At 36.9% G+C, this 15,560-nt stretch carries 21 protein-coding genes; all 21 read left to right on the forward strand.

Annotated features, from left to right (window positions below):
- The 21 genes from EKL99_RS12000 to EKL99_RS12095 all read left to right on the forward strand — a co-directional run bounded on the left by EKL99_RS12000 (position 1) and on the right by EKL99_RS12095 (position 15,556).
- The gene (locus tag EKL99_RS12000; protein WP_126462309.1) at positions 1-1,392 is read left to right on the forward strand and encodes a sigma-54 dependent transcriptional regulator; all 1,392 of its coding nucleotides are present in this window, start codon (positions 1-3) and stop codon (positions 1,390-1,392) included.
- A gap of 649 nt (positions 1,393-2,041) precedes the next feature.
- On the forward strand, positions 2,042-2,248 hold the full coding sequence (gene gvpA / locus EKL99_RS12005) for a gas vesicle structural protein GvpA (protein WP_126462316.1): 207 nt from the start codon (positions 2,042-2,044) through the stop codon (positions 2,246-2,248).
- Between the two features lie 130 nt (positions 2,249-2,378).
- A complete protein-coding gene (locus tag EKL99_RS12010; protein ID WP_126462319.1) occupies positions 2,379-3,008 on the forward strand; it encodes a hypothetical protein in 630 nt (209 codons plus the stop codon).
- A gap of 51 nt (positions 3,009-3,059) precedes the next feature.
- A complete protein-coding gene (locus EKL99_RS12015; RefSeq protein ID WP_126462322.1) occupies positions 3,060-4,127 on the forward strand; it encodes a hypothetical protein in 1,068 nt (355 codons plus the stop codon).
- Between the two features lie 75 nt (positions 4,128-4,202).
- Positions 4,203-4,520 carry a hypothetical protein gene (locus tag EKL99_RS14455; RefSeq protein WP_156063273.1) on the forward strand — a complete coding sequence of 106 codons (318 nt, stop codon included), beginning with the start codon at positions 4,203-4,205 and terminating at the stop codon, positions 4,518-4,520.
- A gap of 56 nt (positions 4,521-4,576) precedes the next feature.
- Positions 4,577-4,702 (forward strand): hypothetical protein, encoded by a 126-nt coding sequence (locus EKL99_RS14805; protein ID WP_255416378.1) that lies wholly within the window; start codon positions 4,577-4,579, stop codon positions 4,700-4,702.
- Between the two features lie 76 nt (positions 4,703-4,778).
- On the forward strand, positions 4,779-5,651 hold the full coding sequence (gene gvpN, locus EKL99_RS12025) for a gas vesicle protein GvpN (protein WP_231507433.1): 873 nt from the start codon (positions 4,779-4,781) through the stop codon (positions 5,649-5,651).
- A 26-nt stretch (positions 5,652-5,677) separates the two neighbouring features.
- Positions 5,678-5,992: a hypothetical protein gene (locus tag EKL99_RS12030; protein WP_126462325.1), complete on the forward strand. Its 315-nt coding sequence runs from the start codon at positions 5,678-5,680 to the stop codon at positions 5,990-5,992.
- Between the two features lie 16 nt (positions 5,993-6,008).
- Positions 6,009-6,314 (forward strand): gas vesicle protein, encoded by a 306-nt coding sequence (locus EKL99_RS12035; RefSeq protein ID WP_126462327.1) that lies wholly within the window; start codon positions 6,009-6,011, stop codon positions 6,312-6,314.
- Positions 6,315-6,343: 29 nt separating this feature from the next.
- On the forward strand, positions 6,344-6,862 hold the full coding sequence (locus EKL99_RS12040; RefSeq protein WP_126462330.1) for an Hsp20/alpha crystallin family protein: 519 nt from the start codon (positions 6,344-6,346) through the stop codon (positions 6,860-6,862).
- Between the two features lie 4 nt (positions 6,863-6,866).
- On the forward strand, positions 6,867-7,802 hold the full coding sequence (locus EKL99_RS12045; RefSeq protein WP_126462333.1) for an ArsA family ATPase: 936 nt from the start codon (positions 6,867-6,869) through the stop codon (positions 7,800-7,802).
- A 166-nt stretch (positions 7,803-7,968) separates the two neighbouring features.
- Positions 7,969-10,122, forward strand: a complete 2,154-nt coding sequence (locus tag EKL99_RS12050) for a CDC48 family AAA ATPase (protein WP_126554231.1) — start codon at positions 7,969-7,971, stop codon at positions 10,120-10,122.
- Between the two features lie 121 nt (positions 10,123-10,243).
- Positions 10,244-11,284 carry a GvpL/GvpF family gas vesicle protein gene (locus tag EKL99_RS12055; protein WP_126568584.1) on the forward strand — a complete coding sequence of 347 codons (1,041 nt, stop codon included), beginning with the start codon at positions 10,244-10,246 and terminating at the stop codon, positions 11,282-11,284.
- A 1-nt stretch (position 11,285) separates the two neighbouring features.
- On the forward strand, positions 11,286-12,059 hold the full coding sequence (locus EKL99_RS12060; protein ID WP_126462343.1) for a GvpL/GvpF family gas vesicle protein: 774 nt from the start codon (positions 11,286-11,288) through the stop codon (positions 12,057-12,059).
- A gap of 67 nt (positions 12,060-12,126) precedes the next feature.
- Positions 12,127-12,909, forward strand: a complete 783-nt coding sequence (locus EKL99_RS12065; protein ID WP_126554227.1) for a GvpL/GvpF family gas vesicle protein — start codon at positions 12,127-12,129, stop codon at positions 12,907-12,909.
- Between the two features lies 1 nt (position 12,910).
- A complete protein-coding gene (locus EKL99_RS12070) occupies positions 12,911-13,138 on the forward strand; it encodes a gas vesicle protein GvpG (RefSeq protein WP_126462349.1) in 228 nt (75 codons plus the stop codon).
- Positions 13,139-13,150: 12 nt separating this feature from the next.
- A complete protein-coding gene (locus tag EKL99_RS12075; RefSeq protein WP_126462352.1) occupies positions 13,151-13,432 on the forward strand; it encodes a gas vesicle protein GvpO in 282 nt (93 codons plus the stop codon).
- Between the two features lie 12 nt (positions 13,433-13,444).
- A complete protein-coding gene (locus tag EKL99_RS12080; RefSeq protein ID WP_126462354.1) occupies positions 13,445-14,239 on the forward strand; it encodes a GvpL/GvpF family gas vesicle protein in 795 nt (264 codons plus the stop codon).
- 38 nt (positions 14,240-14,277) lie between these two features.
- On the forward strand, positions 14,278-14,442 hold the full coding sequence (locus EKL99_RS12085) for a gas vesicle protein (protein ID WP_231507445.1): 165 nt from the start codon (positions 14,278-14,280) through the stop codon (positions 14,440-14,442).
- Between the two features lie 2 nt (positions 14,443-14,444).
- Entirely contained in the window at positions 14,445-15,203 is a 759-nt protein-coding gene (locus EKL99_RS12090; RefSeq protein WP_126462360.1) for a GvpL/GvpF family gas vesicle protein, read from the forward strand.
- A gap of 5 nt (positions 15,204-15,208) precedes the next feature.
- Complete coding sequence (locus tag EKL99_RS12095; RefSeq protein WP_231507434.1) at positions 15,209-15,556, forward strand: gas vesicle protein K; 348 nt, start codon at positions 15,209-15,211, stop codon at positions 15,554-15,556.
- Positions 15,557-15,560 lie beyond the last annotated feature (4 nt).

Below are 15,560 nucleotides of genomic sequence, written 5' to 3' on the forward strand. Positions count from 1 at the left end.
ATGGAAAAAAAAGAGAAAATAAAAATCTTGATCATTGATGATGAGAAGCAATTCACAGAAGAATTGATTGGTTTTTTTCTGGATTCAGACTTTGAATTTTATGAGGCCAACACAGCCGCAGAAGGGAAAAAAGTATTAAAAAATAATAAAATTGATCTTTTAATCCTTGACGTGCGGTTGCCTGGTGTGAATGGCCTTGATATTCTGAAAGAGGTAAAAATCCAATACGCTGAGATGGAAGTCATCGTCATTTCGGCTCATGGCGATATGGATACGGTGATCAAAGCCATGCGATTTGGGGCATTCGATTATTTGCGCAAACCTTTCCGGTTTATTGACATTCAGATTGCGATTGAGCGTACCCGAAAATATCTTCAGATGCAACGAAGGCTGAAGCAGATGGAAGAAAAGAACTCATTAATATCCAAAACCCTCGAAGATAAAATCAACCGACAGTTTATCGGAGTCAGCCCACAGATTTTGAATGTATTTGAACAAGCCATCATCGCCGCAAATTATCCCGATGCTAATGTGCTGATAACCGGCGAAAGTGGAACCGGAAAAGAAAATATTGCCAGAATCATACATTATTCGAGCGAAAAGAAGGATCCTGTTTTTTGTGCCGTTAATAGTAGTGCCATTACAGAATCACTTTTGGAAAGCGAATTTTTTGGCCATAAAAAGGGATCGTTTACCGGTGCCATCTCCGATAAAATGGGTTACTTTGAAGTGTGTAACGGCGGTACCCTATTTCTTGACGAAATCGCAGATATGCCATTAAATCTACAGGCGAAAATTCTGCGTGCCACGGAAGAAAAGGTAATCACCCGGGTGGGGGATACAAACCCGATACATACTGACTTCCGGATTATTTCTGCCACCAATCATGATATTTATAAAAAAGTGGAGCAAAAAAAATTCAGGCTCGATCTGCTTCACCGGCTCAATACACTGCATATACATATTCCGCCCCTTAGGGAAAGGCCAGAAGATATCAAACCTCTGTTGATCCATTATGTTGATGACTATGCAACGAAATTTAAAAAACCAAACATTCATATCTCCAAAGAGGTTTTTGATGCGCTCCTAAAATATGATTTTCCTGGAAATGTCAGAGAATTGAGAAATATGACCGAAAGGGCCCTCATTCTTTGCAAAGGCAACCTGCTCGGGATAAATGACTTCCCTGTAAAATCGCAAAAAATATCCTCATCGGAAGCTCATTCTGATTCAGTCAATCTGAGAACCCACGAAATTAAAATGGTACGTAAAGCTCTACAAAATTGTAAATGCAATCAGACGGCTGCAGCTGATATGCTGGGAATTACCCGCGATGCTCTCTTGCGAAAAATGAAAAAGTACAATATATCTGTTAATAAAAACGAAGAGTAAAAAACGATAACCAACAATACTTCTGATATAAAAAGTATCGTTCTATTCAGGAGATCTCAGATCAGGTCTGGGAAGGGTCAATGTTATTATCAGATTCGGGAAGGACGGTCGGATTAGGAATGCTCCTTGACTCAGGAAGTCTCGGACTTACAAATTTACCTATCCGTTTTGTAAGTTGAATTCGTTAACCTTTTTGTGGATAATGTAACTGACGAAGTTAATTGCACTTAACCATTTGTTGAGAGCCTGCCTACCAGATGAAGTTCTCCCATTTCCGCACATGTGTGCGATAATTTCAATTATTATCCATTTTTACTAATCTTTTCGTAAAAAATATATTAATATAATTTATTTTTTTTATAAAAAATCACAATTAATTAATGATATTGAAATAATGTCTTGTTTGTTTTTAACTCAACCCCAGTCTTTACTGAAGGTTTGACATTATAATATGCAACAATATATCGTTCCTATTACTTATATAAACACCTATATACCTTAATTACAGCATACTGTACTGTATAATACAATGCAATATTCCTGTTTACTTACTTTTCGGCACACTACTTGTAATACGCTCAGAACAAGAGGTAAGCCGTCTCTCTAATTTGTAAAGCACGGTTTTATTAATAACTTAATTTAATAAAAAATGGCAGTAGAAAAAACAATTGGATCATCTAGCCTCGTAGAGGTTATTGATCGTATCTTGGACAAGGGTGTTGTAGTTGATGCCTGGGTAAGAGTTTCGTTGGTAGGTATTGAGTTACTTGCTATTGAAGCAAGAATCGTTGTTGCCTCAGTTGAAACATACTTAAAGTATGCAGAAGCAATTGGATTAACTGCTAAAGCCGCTTAGGCATTTGTAGTTAAAAAATAGGTGTTCTTGCTAAATCATCCTTACGGATTAATGCTCGGAAGCATGATTTACCAAGAATTTCTATTTCAAACTCATCAATCCCTATTTTTCATCAACCTATTCAACCACAATGAATACTCAACCTGAATTAAATATAGATGGTTTTTTCGACAATATTATAACATCTTATGAAAGCCGGATTCAAAAAATTCAAACTGTCTTTCAATCATCCGAAAATATTACAGAATCATCTTATTCCTTGTTCGGGAATGTCAATAATTCTCTAAACGAACTTACAAAGGAAATAGAGATATTAAATTCCAGACTTAGCGAAACTCTGGCAAAAAATGGTTCCCTGCGAAAAAAAGATTACAATACAATAATGTCGTGTATTTTTGATATAATCGATGAAAAGAGAAGCGAAGCCGAAAGCCAGTTTTTGAATTTTGTTGAAACCCAGAAAGAAACTGCCCAATCGCTTAAGAATGGTCTGTTAGGTCTTAAAGACATTACCTCACCAGATGCGCTGGAAAGAATAAGCATCATCAAAGAGCAGCTTTCTCAAATCCCCAAACTACAGGAAATGAGAAAGGAAAAGGTAATGAAAACATTCTTGAATTTTCAGAAAATACATAACAGTATGATAGAATGCCTTGAAAACTTACTTAAAAAAGGCGATAATATTCTGGTAAAGGATATAAAAAAAGTTAAAGATCAAATAATTAAAGAGAATCAAGGCCTTATGTCAAGTATCCAATAGGGTAAATAACCATAGGGAATTAAATATTCATTAATAATTAAAAAATAAAAAATGAGACTATCATCAGAAATGAAAAATTTAAGCGAAGACATACTTGCTTCATTCAAAAAAAGAAACAAGGAAAATGAAGAGCTTGTAATTGAAGTACAAAAAACCCTTGATGGATTTCAAAAGGATCATCAAGAGATGTCAGTGGCTTTAAATGCCAATGCTGTAGCTTTAAGAGTAAAACTTGAAAAGGACGAACAAAAACGGTTAAAAGATTCAGATATTTCCTTGAAAAAAATTAGTAAAGAAAATAAGAATATGGCAACAGCTCTAAGAGCAGGGTTAAATGAGGGTGAAAAAAATAGAATGAAAGAATTTGTTGCTCTTATGAAAAGTATCAACAATAAGATTTCAGAGATTTTTACTTACACGGATAATTTGCTTGAAACTAACGAAACAGAAAGGCTCAAGGAATTTGCTAGTCTTATGAAAAACATAAATACAGAAGTTTCAGATATTTTTACATATACCCATAGTTTGCTTGAGAAAAGCGAAACGGACAGGCTTGAAGAATTTTCCATCCTTATGAAAGGTATAAATGGAGAGATTTTAAGGATTTTCACATATACTCATAATTTGCTTTCTAACGGCGAAATAGCCAGGCTTAAGGAATTTGATGTAGTAATGAAAGGGATCCAAAATGATGTAAAAAACCTTAAAAAAGCAATTAAAGCGCTACTTGGTGATTATGCGAAAGACAGAGGTGATGCATCAGCATCATGGAAAAAAATGTCGGAAATTCTTACTCAATTACGAAATAAAGTTGTTGCTCAGCCTAAGGAAGTAGCTAAAAAAATTGAAAAAAAAGAAGTTAAAATAGAAACTCCAGTTAAAGAAGTAAAGGTAATTCAGGTTGAAGTTCAGCAAAAAGTGGAAACCAAAGCAGTAATCCCAATAACTTTGGAAGAGAAAGTAACGGATTATATCAACAACCATCCACAAGGTGTAAGAATTTCAGAAATGGAAGAGCCACTGGGAGAAACACGCATGAAGCTTGGGTTTGTAGCTAAAAATTTATTAGATGAGGGGAAAGTTCAAAAAGTTGAAAATATTTACTTCCCGATAAAATAATATCCTGTACTGAGCAAGAGTTGTGGGGCATTTTCTTCAACTCAGCATTTTTAATTTATAATTGATATAAAAACCATGTCAAAAACAATCAGTTGCACCTTTTGTAATGGTCTTGGAAAGGATCCTTATGATTTACTCTCACCAATGTCGGGTTGTCAGGTTTGTAAAGGAACTGGGCAGGTTGAAGTGGAGAATCCTGCAATAGCCTGTGTTTTTTGTTCGGGTACAGGTAAAAATCCGCTGGGAGCCAGAGTCCCTTGTATTGTATGTGGTGGAAAGGGAAGTAATTATTGCCAAAGCAATGCAAAATGTTCGCAATGTAAGGGTACAGGAAAATCAAATGACGGATTGCCTTGTACACGTTGTAAAGGCAAAGGATATGAAGGTAATTAACAATGAACAATACCAGCAACACAATAAGGAAAGGTCTTACGAAAAGATTAGAGGCCATGGCTAAGCATTATGCCCGCAAGGAAGAATTTGTAAAAACAAGGGCAAGAATGATACAAGACATTGAAGAGGCGAGGAACATTTGGAAATTGACTCTGGAACAATTACCTAAACAGGAGTTTTAATCAAATAATAAAGGTGAAAATTATGGAGAATAAAATAATGAACAATGAAACTAACACGGTCCTTGAACCTAAGCCCATGTCGGATTTTGTTGAGACAGCGTACATTAAAGATATTACAGAGCGTAGTCTTACCTACATAAAAGCAGGATTTCCAGTACATTTCAGAGGCCCATCTGGAACTGGAAAAACAACTGTGGCTATGCATTTAGCAAGTAAAATTGGAAGACCAGTAGTCATTATTCATGGCGATGCGGAGTATAAAACATCCGATCTGGTTGGTAGCGAGTCTGGATATAGATTTAAAAAATTAGACGATAGATTTATACATAGTGTTCACAAAGTTGAGGAAGACATGGAAAAAAAATGGGTGAATAATCGTTTAACAATAGCAGTTAAAAATGGTTTCACACTTATTTATGATGAATTTACCCGCTCACGTGCCGAAGCAAATAATATATTACTGCCCATCCTTCAGGAAAAAATGATGAGCACCTCGGCAGGAAAAGAAGAGGATTATTATATGAAAGTACATCCAGAATTTCGTGCCATCTTTACTTCAAATCCTGAAGAATATGCGGGTGTTAACCGGACTCAGGACGCATTGCGCGACAGGATGGTAACCATGGATCTCGATCATTTTGATTACGAAACTGAGTTACAGATTACCAGGGCTAAATCAAACCTTACATTGGACGATGCTGAAAAAATCATAAAGATTGTGAGAGGCTTACGCGAATCCGGGAAAACAGAATTTGACCCAACCGTTCGTGGCTCTATTATGATTGCAAAAACTTTGGCAACCATAAATGCAACTCCTTCTAAAAACAACGAAATGTTTAGATTAATATGTCAGGATATACTTACTTCTGAAACCAGCAGGGTTGGCTCAAAAACCAATCAGGAAAAGGTTAGATTAATTGTTAATGAACTGATCGAAAAAAATTGCTAATTACCCATCAACTAATATAATATATTATGCCAACTTCAAATGCAGTAAAAGGGATTGGAAGTATCAAAACAATGTACAATACAAAAAAATCAGCCATTTCAAATAATGAAGGTTCTGATTTTTTAAAAATGTATATGCTTGAAAAGGAAAGAACTCGTTTGCGAAGCGAAGAAATATTGATTTCGCGAAGACTTAATATCATTCAAATTAGGCTAAACGAAATTCAAGAGTTTTATAATGGACAATCTATACTGCTCCAAAATCCAGATAGGACAGAAAGCTATCAAACAAACAAAGATGAGGAGAAACCGAATTTTAAAACCATGTCGATAGACTATTAAAAACAATACGCTTATTATGTCACAAACACAACCCACCCATTCAATTAATGCGACTGGCCTTGCTGATATTCTTGAAAGAGTACTCGATAAAGGGATTGTAATAGCAGGTGATATTAAGATACAAATAGCTGATATTGATTTACTTACTATAAAAATCAGACTACTGGTTTGTTCAGTTGACAAGGCCATGGAGATGGGTATCAACTGGTGGCAGGAAGATACTTACCTGTCCACTAAAGCTAGAGAAAAAGAGCTGATGCAACAACATGAAACTTTAGAGGCTCGTCTGGAAAAGCTTGAAGCTATTAGTAAACCATTATAATTTACAGAACCTAATAAATTATCAATAAAATGGAAAACGATAAAAATAAAGGAAAAAGAGACGAAGCTGATTTTGAAATTTTCGGGCTTGGCGGTTTGTTCAAAGGCATCGAAAAATTGGTTGACCTTGCGGGAAAGCTCGAAGAAAAGGCCGGAATAAGTAAGGAAGGGGAGATCAATTTTGATCATATCAAAAAAGGCATGAAAGGCGTTTATGGCTTTACCATCAACACGGCAGGTGGTGGTACCCCAAAAGTGGAAACTTTCGGGAACATAAAAAAAACACCCGAAGGGCCTAAAGTAGATGAAGAGCGGGAACCGATAACAGACATCTTTGATGAAGAGAATGAAATTGTTGTCATTGCCGAAATGCCTGGAATAGAGGAAAATGACCTTATAATCGACTTGAAGGAAGACATTCTTGAAATTTCTGCGATCAGCAAAAGCCGAACATACCGAAAAGAATTACTGCTTCCGGTAAAAGTCATTAAAGAAAATTTAAGTCACAAATTCATCAACGGTATCCTTGAAATCAATATTAAAAAATAAAATCATGGCACTTGAGTGCTTAGAAAACAAGGACTTAAAACTCATTATTTTCGGAGGAAAAGGTGGTGTTGGAAAAAGTGTTTGTGCCATAGCTACTGCCCTGGCATTATCTAAAAATTTTAAAACGCTACTTATATCTACCGATCCGGCTCATTCCGTATCGGATTGTCTCGAACAAGAAATTGGTTTTAAAGTAGTAAATGTTGACGGTACAGCTAACATGTCGGCCCTTGAAGTAGATGCCGACAAAGCACTTTCCAATTTTAAAACAGAACACCGGAATGAGCTGAAAAAACTTTTTGATACCTCTACAAATCTTGACAGCGAGGACATCGATGAAATGCTGGACTTATCAATACCCGGCATTGATGAGATGATGAGTTTTAAAACCATCATTGATTTTATTGAAGAAGGTGGATACGATAAATATGTGGTGGATACAGCACCCACCGGGCATGCATTGCGATTGATTTCATCTCCAAAGTTATTGGATGATTGGATAAAAGTTGCAGCCAGAATGAGATGGAAATACCGCTATATGGTTACCAGTTTTTCGGGGTCCTATCAACAGGATGAGGTGGACGCATTGTTATTCAGCCTGAAAAAAATAGTAAAAAGAATCCAAAACCTGTTGCGGGATAAAACCAAATGTGAATTTATTCCTGTATGTATCCCCGAAGCGATGGCTACCATGGAAACAGACAGACTGCTTGCTGATCTTAGCGCATCCGGAATAATTGCGAGGCAGATTATCGTGAACAATGTAATGGTTTCGGATGATGGTGATTTTTGCAAAAGAGTAAAGGCTAATCAATTACCTTATTTACAAGAGATTAAAAAAACGTTTAGCAATTTAAATATAGTTCAAGTGCCAAAATTTGCTGAAGAAATTAAAGGACTGGAAGCGTTGGATAAATTGAGACAAGTATTGACAAGTTAATAAAGCGGTTGAAGAGTTTATGAAATGTCCCTTTGAAAATTTTGAAGTTTGGAAAACGCCAATGAAACTGGTAAATATCGAACAAATAAACTTATAAATCAATAAACCTATCAACAAATAAATAACCCAACATATTAACTTTTTCACCAACCTTTTATCAACGAAAATGAAAGACGAAATAATATTACGTGTAAAAGAAGCCCCGGTAAAGGATGTTGGAAGGGCAATTGCTAGGATTGACCCAAAAGACATGAAGTTGATGGGTTTGGAAAGTGGCGATGTGATTGTTATAGAAGGCAAACGTGCCACGCCTGTTAAGATTATGCCTTGTTTTCCAGAAGACAGGGACAAACGTATTATTCAGATTGATGGCATTACCAGAGAAAATGCTCAGGCTGGGATTGATGAAAAAGTGAAGATCATTAAAACTACCTGCCGCCAGGCTTCAAAAATAAAACTCAAACCTGATACAAACTCTGGTTCTTTATTTAAGGCCGATGACGCAAAATATATTGGTTCGCTCATCAATGGTCTTTCGGTAACAAAAGGAGATAAAGTGAGAGCCACCCTTTTTGGTTCCCGTGCGGTTAATTATACCGTAACCGGCACCAACCCTGATGGGGCGGTACTGATACACCCAAATACCACGTTTCAGCTTGAATTGACCAAGCAAGAAGGGGAAAATAAAAGTAAGGTTTCGTACGAAGACATCGGCGGACTTGGAAATCAGGTACAGCGCATTCGGGAGATGATAGAACTGCCCTTGAAGTATCCTGAAATTTTTGAACGTCTTGGTGTTCAGGCTCCCAAAGGTGTATTCCTGTATGGCCCTCCTGGAACAGGGAAAACGCTCATCGTTAGAGCGGTGGCTCATGAAACAGATGCTTATTTTATCAACATCTCCGGTCCGGAGATCATGGGGAAATTTTATGGGGAAAGTGAAGGCCGGATAAGGAAAATTTTTGAAGAGGCTCAGGCACATGCACCATCCATCATTTTTATTGATGAAATTGATGCTATTGCGCCCAAGCGGGAAGATATGGGTGGCGAAAAACAGGTTGAAAAGCGTGTTGTAGCCCAACTATTATCACTTATGGACGGATTGGAATCAAGGGGGAAGGTCATTGTAATTGGCGCAACCAACATTCCTAATTCCATTGATCCGGCATTGAGAAGGCCGGGACGTTTTGATCGCGAAATTTCTATCTCTATTCCCGATAAAATAGGCAGGCTGGAAATTCTTCACATCCATACTAGGGGAATTCCTTTGTCGCTGGATGTAGATATGGAAAAACTAGCAGAAATTACCCATGGTTTTGTGGGTGCTGATTTGGAAGCTTTAGCCAGGGAAGCCGCCATGACTGCTTTGCGGAAAATACTCCCACAAATCGATTTCGAGATGGCCGAAATCCCTTACGAACTTTTGATGTCGCTCGAAGTAACCATGGATAACTTTTTTGACGCGATGAAAGAAGTAGAGCCTTCGGCCATAAGGGAGGTTTTTGTGGAGGTACCCAATGTGAAATGGGATGATGTTGGCGGCCTCGATGAAATAAAAGAGGCTTTAAAGGAAACCGTAGAGTGGCCACTGATATATGACGACCTGTTTAAAAAAGCCGATACCAAACCTCCCAAGGGAATTATCCTTCACGGGAAACCTGGCACAGGTAAAACCTACCTGGCAAAAGCGCTGGCAAGCGAGAGCGGAGTTAATTTTATCTCTGTAAAAGGGCCACAAATTTTAAGCCGCTACATCGGTGAATCGGAAAAAGGGGTAAGAGAATTATTCAGGATGGCAAAACAGGCATCGCCTTGTATCTTGTTTCTGGATGAAATAGATAGCCTAACCCCCAGACGCAGTAGTGACGGTTCAGGTTCCGGGGTAATCGAAAGAGTGATTGGCCAGTTCCTTACCGAAATGGATGGTATTGAAGACCTGAAAGGAGTGATTGTGCTGGCCGCTACCAACAGAATCGATTTAATTGATCCAGCTTTGCTAAGAAGTGGCCGGTTCGATCTGATATTTGAATTGCCGTTCCCAGATGTAAAAACAAGGGAAAAAATATTCGGTATTCATACCCGGAATAAACCACTTGGAAAAAAAGTAAGCCTAAATAAACTGGCCCTGAAAACAGAAAGCCTCACCGGATCAGATATCGAATTTATTTGTCGTAAAGCGGCCATGCTTGCTATTCGCGAATTGATTGATAAAAGCAAAGGAAAATCGAAGGAAGTTACCGGAGAAATCATCATCATGGAGAATCATTTCGAAGAAGCGATCGGGCTGGTATTACAACAAAATTCAACGAAAAAAGGTTGATAGAAAGATTGATAAGTTAAGGCGTTTATGAAATATTCATTTGAAAATATGGAAGTTTGGCAAACGTCAAGGAAACTAGTTAATATCAACAAATAAACCCATCAACCAATAAACTAATAAAATGACAACAAAAGGAATATACATCTATGGAATAGTGCCGAATTTTTACAGTACGGATATATTTAAATCATTTGAAAATTCAGGGATTTATGCCATCCCCTTCCAAAATATATCTGCCATTGTTTCCGACAGGGAGAGTGCACACATTGATTATTTAGACAGGGAAAGCTTGGGATACTTGCTGGTTCATCATCAAAAAACCATAGAAGAACTCATGGAGAAAGGATTCAACATGCTTATCCCTATGCGGCTCGGTACGATTGTAAACTCAAAGGAAGAGGTTATTAAAATACTTGCAAATGGCCATGATTTAGTTATTGATACCCTAAATAAAATTGAAACCCTGACAGAAATTGACTTAGTGGTTACTTGGGCTGATTTTTCTAATACCCTCATAGAGATTGGAAACCACCCCGAGATCATCGCAATAAGAGATGATATTCTAAAAAAGACAGATACGCTTTCACAAATCGACCAGATAAAAATAGGGATGCTAGTTCAGGAAAAAGTAAAAGAAAAAAACACAAAGGTTGAAACGAATATTTTGGATTCGCTGTCATCAATCAGTCTCGATATAAAATCACATGAGGTGATGAATGACGAAATGGTGGCCAACTCTGCTTTTCTCATTAACAGGAATAAAAAAGAAAAATTTGAACAGATAATTGACCAACTTGATGAAGAATACAAAGGCTTGTTGAACTTCAAATTGGTTGGACCCTTGCCCTGCTATAGTTTTTATACTATTGAAGTTAAAGAATTAGATCAGGAGAATGTGGCACAGGCAAAAATAGAACTTGGCTTAACAATAGAAACTTCTGACTCTGAAATAAAAAGGGCATATCAGGAAAAAGCAAAAGAATTTCATCCCGATGCAAATCAGAATAATCATAATAAGGAAAATTTCAATAGGATTAATAAAGCCTATCATACATTGCTCGAATATTCAGAAGCGGAAAGGCAATCTTCAAAAGAGAGTTTAACCTTTAAGGGAAAACAAAAAGTGAATGAAAATTTGATTTTGATAAAAATAAAGGAATAATATGCAACGTGACGGGAAATATATTTATTGCATCATTGCAACGGATTACGACATCAATCTGGGTCCAATAGGAATAGGCGGACGCGGCGACCTAGTCTCCACTATCAGTTTCGATGGCTTGTGTATGGTGGTGAGTGATCATCCCCTTAACACGGTAGTGGCTAATCCAGAAAACATGCTTGCACACCAAAAGGTTATAGAAGTGGTGATGCAGGAATTTAAGAGCATACTTCCCATTAGGTTTGGCACCATTGCGGCAACTCCTAACGAAATACGAAATCTACTTAACCGGCGATACAACGAATTTATGGAATTGCTCAAACAGTTTGAAAATAAAGTGGAGCTTAATGTGAGAGGAACATGGAAAAACATGCGAATGATATACAAAGAGATCGACAAGGAACACGTTGAGCTACAAAAAATAATGACCGAAATTGAAAAACTACATGATCAGGAAAGGAAGAACATGGAAATTGCAGATGCCGGAAATCTAGTAGCAGATGCACTGATTGAAAAGAAAGTAGAGGAAACTGAAACGATTATCGATGCTTTGCGCAGATCAGCATTCGAGTATAAACATAACAAAACAAATGGTGATGCCATGTTTATGAATACTGCATTCTTGGTGAATAGTGGCAGGGAGATCGAATTTGACCACATAATGGCCGACCTTGGTGCCAGATACGAGGACCGAAGTGATTTTGTATATACAGCTGCCTTACCTATTTATAATTTTATTGACCTGAAAATATTTCCAGAGAAATGGGAATTGTAATAGAAAAACAAAACGCTGATGACGCAGATTAATTAATAAAATAGTAACAACATATCTGAAGGATTTTATGGAAAAAGAAGTTGATATACCGAAAGAAGGAAAATATATTTATGGGATTATCAGGCATTCAGATCCATTAGACTATGGTCCGATTGGTATGGGTAAACGGACCGACCTGGTTTATGGGATAAATTTTAAAGATATTAGTGCTATCGTCAGTAATTCGCCGATCATCGAATACGAAGTCCGTAGAATAAACATGATCACTCACGAAAGAGTACTTGAAGAGGTTATGAAACAATTTACGGTTCTTCCTGTTCGGTTTTCAACTATTTCCGAACATAACGATGACTCTGGTATCCTGAGAATTCTTGAGAAAGATTACAAAAAATTTGATGACTTACTTACTAAAATGGAAGGCAAGAAAGAACTGGGTCTCAAAGTACTGACAAAGGAAGCTGTGATATATGAAAGTATCATTGAAAAATATGACGAAATTAGGTTACTCAGGGGAAAATTGATGAGTCTTCCGGCCGATAAAAGCCATTACCAGCGCATGAAAATAGGCGAAATGGTAGCAGAAGCACTCAAAAAGGAGACGGAAAATTACAAAAATAGCATTCTCGATATTTTAAATCCACTTTCTGTTGATGTAAAAATAAACGATAGCTACGGAGAAATGATGATTATCAATGTTGCCTTTCTTGTTAAAAACTTAGCTGAATCTGCATTTGATAAAGCTGTGAATGATTTAGAGGAGAAATTTGGCCGCTTTATGACCTTCAAATATGTAGGAACATTACCACTCTATAATTTTGTCACCCTTGTAATAAACACTAAAGGAATATAATATGTTTTTAATCGATAGCATACTGTTAGCACCCCTAAAAGGAGTAGTTTTTATCGCTAATAAAATCAATGAGATTGTTGAGAAGGAAACGTCGGATGAAGGCTCCGTCAAAGAAAAACTGATGCGACTACAGTTGAAATTTGAATTGGATGAAATTGATGAAGAAGAATATGACAGAAGAGAAGATGAATTGTTGAAATTACTGGAAAATATAAGGAAAGATAAATAAGGAGTAAAAAATATGAGCAACATTATTGAAGTTAAAAAAGTAGTGATTAAGTTCCTGAGAGAGAACATCAAAAGTTATGATGTAACGGTCATAAAAATTGAAAAAGTGAAAGAAATCTGGAACGCTGTGGCAGAGGTATATGAAGACGATTCATTTCTAAAATCAATGGATCTTCCGTCAAAAAAAGTGCGGCTTTTCTATGCGGTCAAACTGGATGAAAATCTTGAAATTACATCCTTCGAACGGCATGGTTCCTTGGAAGGAATAGATAGCACTGACGAATATATTAATTAACAAATTTCTGTCATGATAAATGATCTGATATATGTTTATTGCATATCACGTACTCCTCCCCGGCTTATACCGGGCATGGGGTATAGTACAGTGGAATCACTTATGTTCGATGATTTTCACGTGATCGTTAAATATGTTTCCAAAAGTGAATTCTCTGAAGAAAATTTCAAAAAGAATTTATCAGATATTCAGTGGGCGGAATTAAACGCACGGAATCATATCAGGGTAATCAGCATGATTATGGAACAGAGTACTGTGATTCCTTTTAAATTTGGCACCATCTATCATACTAAAGCCAGTTTGAAAACCTTCATTATTGATTATGCTGACTCATTGATTGAAAGCTTCAATCATATCGAGGGAAAGGAAGAATGGTCGATTAAAATTTATTGCGATCGTAAAACACTATGCGAGCAAATTGACGAATTAAGCGAGGAAGCTGCTGCGCTTGAAAAGCAGATTATGGAAAGTTCGCCTGGGAAAGCCTTTTTGCTGGGAAGAAAAAAAACTGACCTAATCGAAAATGAGATGGACAGGATTTGTAAGAACTACGGACAGAAATATTATGATGAATTTAAAAAACTGAGCGAATCAACCAGCCTCAACAATCTACTCCCGAAAGCGTTTACCGGAAGAGAAGAGACCATGATCCTCAATACCACCTTTCTTGTAAGTAAAAACAAAGTTGCTGATTTTATAAGTACAGTTGAAACATTGAAAAAAAAAGAAGGGGATTCCGGCTTTATTATTGAAGCAACCGGTCCCTGGCCACCATTTAGTTTTATTTCCATTAAAGAAAAACAATAATGCACAATAATGTAATCGACCGGTCTAAAGACATTACCATGCTTGAATTGCTTGACAGAGTATTGAACAAAGGGGTTATCCTCAGTGGGGATATTATAATTTCAGTAGCAGATATCGACCTGGTATATGTAGGAGTGAAATTGCTTCTAAGCTCTGTTGAAACCATGGAGCAGTTAAAGTCTGGAAAGCCAATAATTTTGTAGAAATGAAAAAAATGATTTATTCCATATTATCCGTAAAAAGAAATCCAGAGAAGTTAAATGCTCTGCTGGTTGGGATGAAGGGCATTTCTGGTTCTGACTTATGTGCTGTTTCTTTTGGTGAAATTACTGCTGTAGTAAGCGATGTAAAAAGAGCTGAATTAATTGCAGATAGATCCAATGCTATTGAATATGCAGGTGTGATCGAAAACCTTGCGCAACAATTTACAGTTCTTCCCATGCGATATGGCTCAATAATGGAATCAGCCGAATTAATTAATAAAATGCTCGAAAGAAACTACCATGAATTTCAACAAAATCTCCAGGAAGTTGAAAATAAGTATGAATTTGGGCTAAAGATTTTTTGTGATTCCGAAAAATTAAAATCAGAACTGAAGATAAAATCAGAGGCAGATACCCAAACAACCGAGAATTCTGCGACGGAAATCAAAAATTCAGTTTACAAGGATTATCTGGATAAAAAACTTAAAGAGCACAGGCTTGAGGAATTGATGCTAACTTATGTTAATTCGGTCATTGAAATGATCACTGGATACCTTTTCCGGTTAAACACCGTCAATAAATTCAAAAAAAGGGCAATAACAACAACAGCTATCATTGATGCCGTTTTCTTACTTGATATGGAGCGGAAAGATGGACTAATTCATGTAATTGGGGATTTGCAAAACCAATATCCAAGGCTTAACTTTGTCCTGACTGGACCTTGGCCTCCGTATAATTTTGTTGAAATCGCCATAAAATAATCGGTATGATAAGTGAAAATAAAATACTGTTTAATACCGGATCGCTTGATGAGCTTTCGGAGGAGATCGGGAAACTAACAAACAATGAAGAATCCAGGCTAAAGCTAGGCCCAGACAATGCTGATTCCGGCTTGGCAAAACTGGTACTAACCCTGGTTGAACTCATTCGTAAACTGGTTGAAAAGCAAGCTATGCGCAGAGTTGACGGGGGATCATTGACTGAAGATGAGATTGAACGGCTTGGTGAAACCCTTATGAAACTTGAACTAAAAATGGAAGAGCTGAAAAAGCACTTTAATCTTACCGACAGGGATTTAAACATCAATCTTGGCCCATTAGGCAATTTAATGTAATATA

Source organism: Flavobacterium sp. ZB4P23 (assembly GCF_003970375.1).
Taxonomy (GTDB): domain Bacteria; phylum Bacteroidota; class Bacteroidia; order Flavobacteriales; family Flavobacteriaceae; genus Flavobacterium.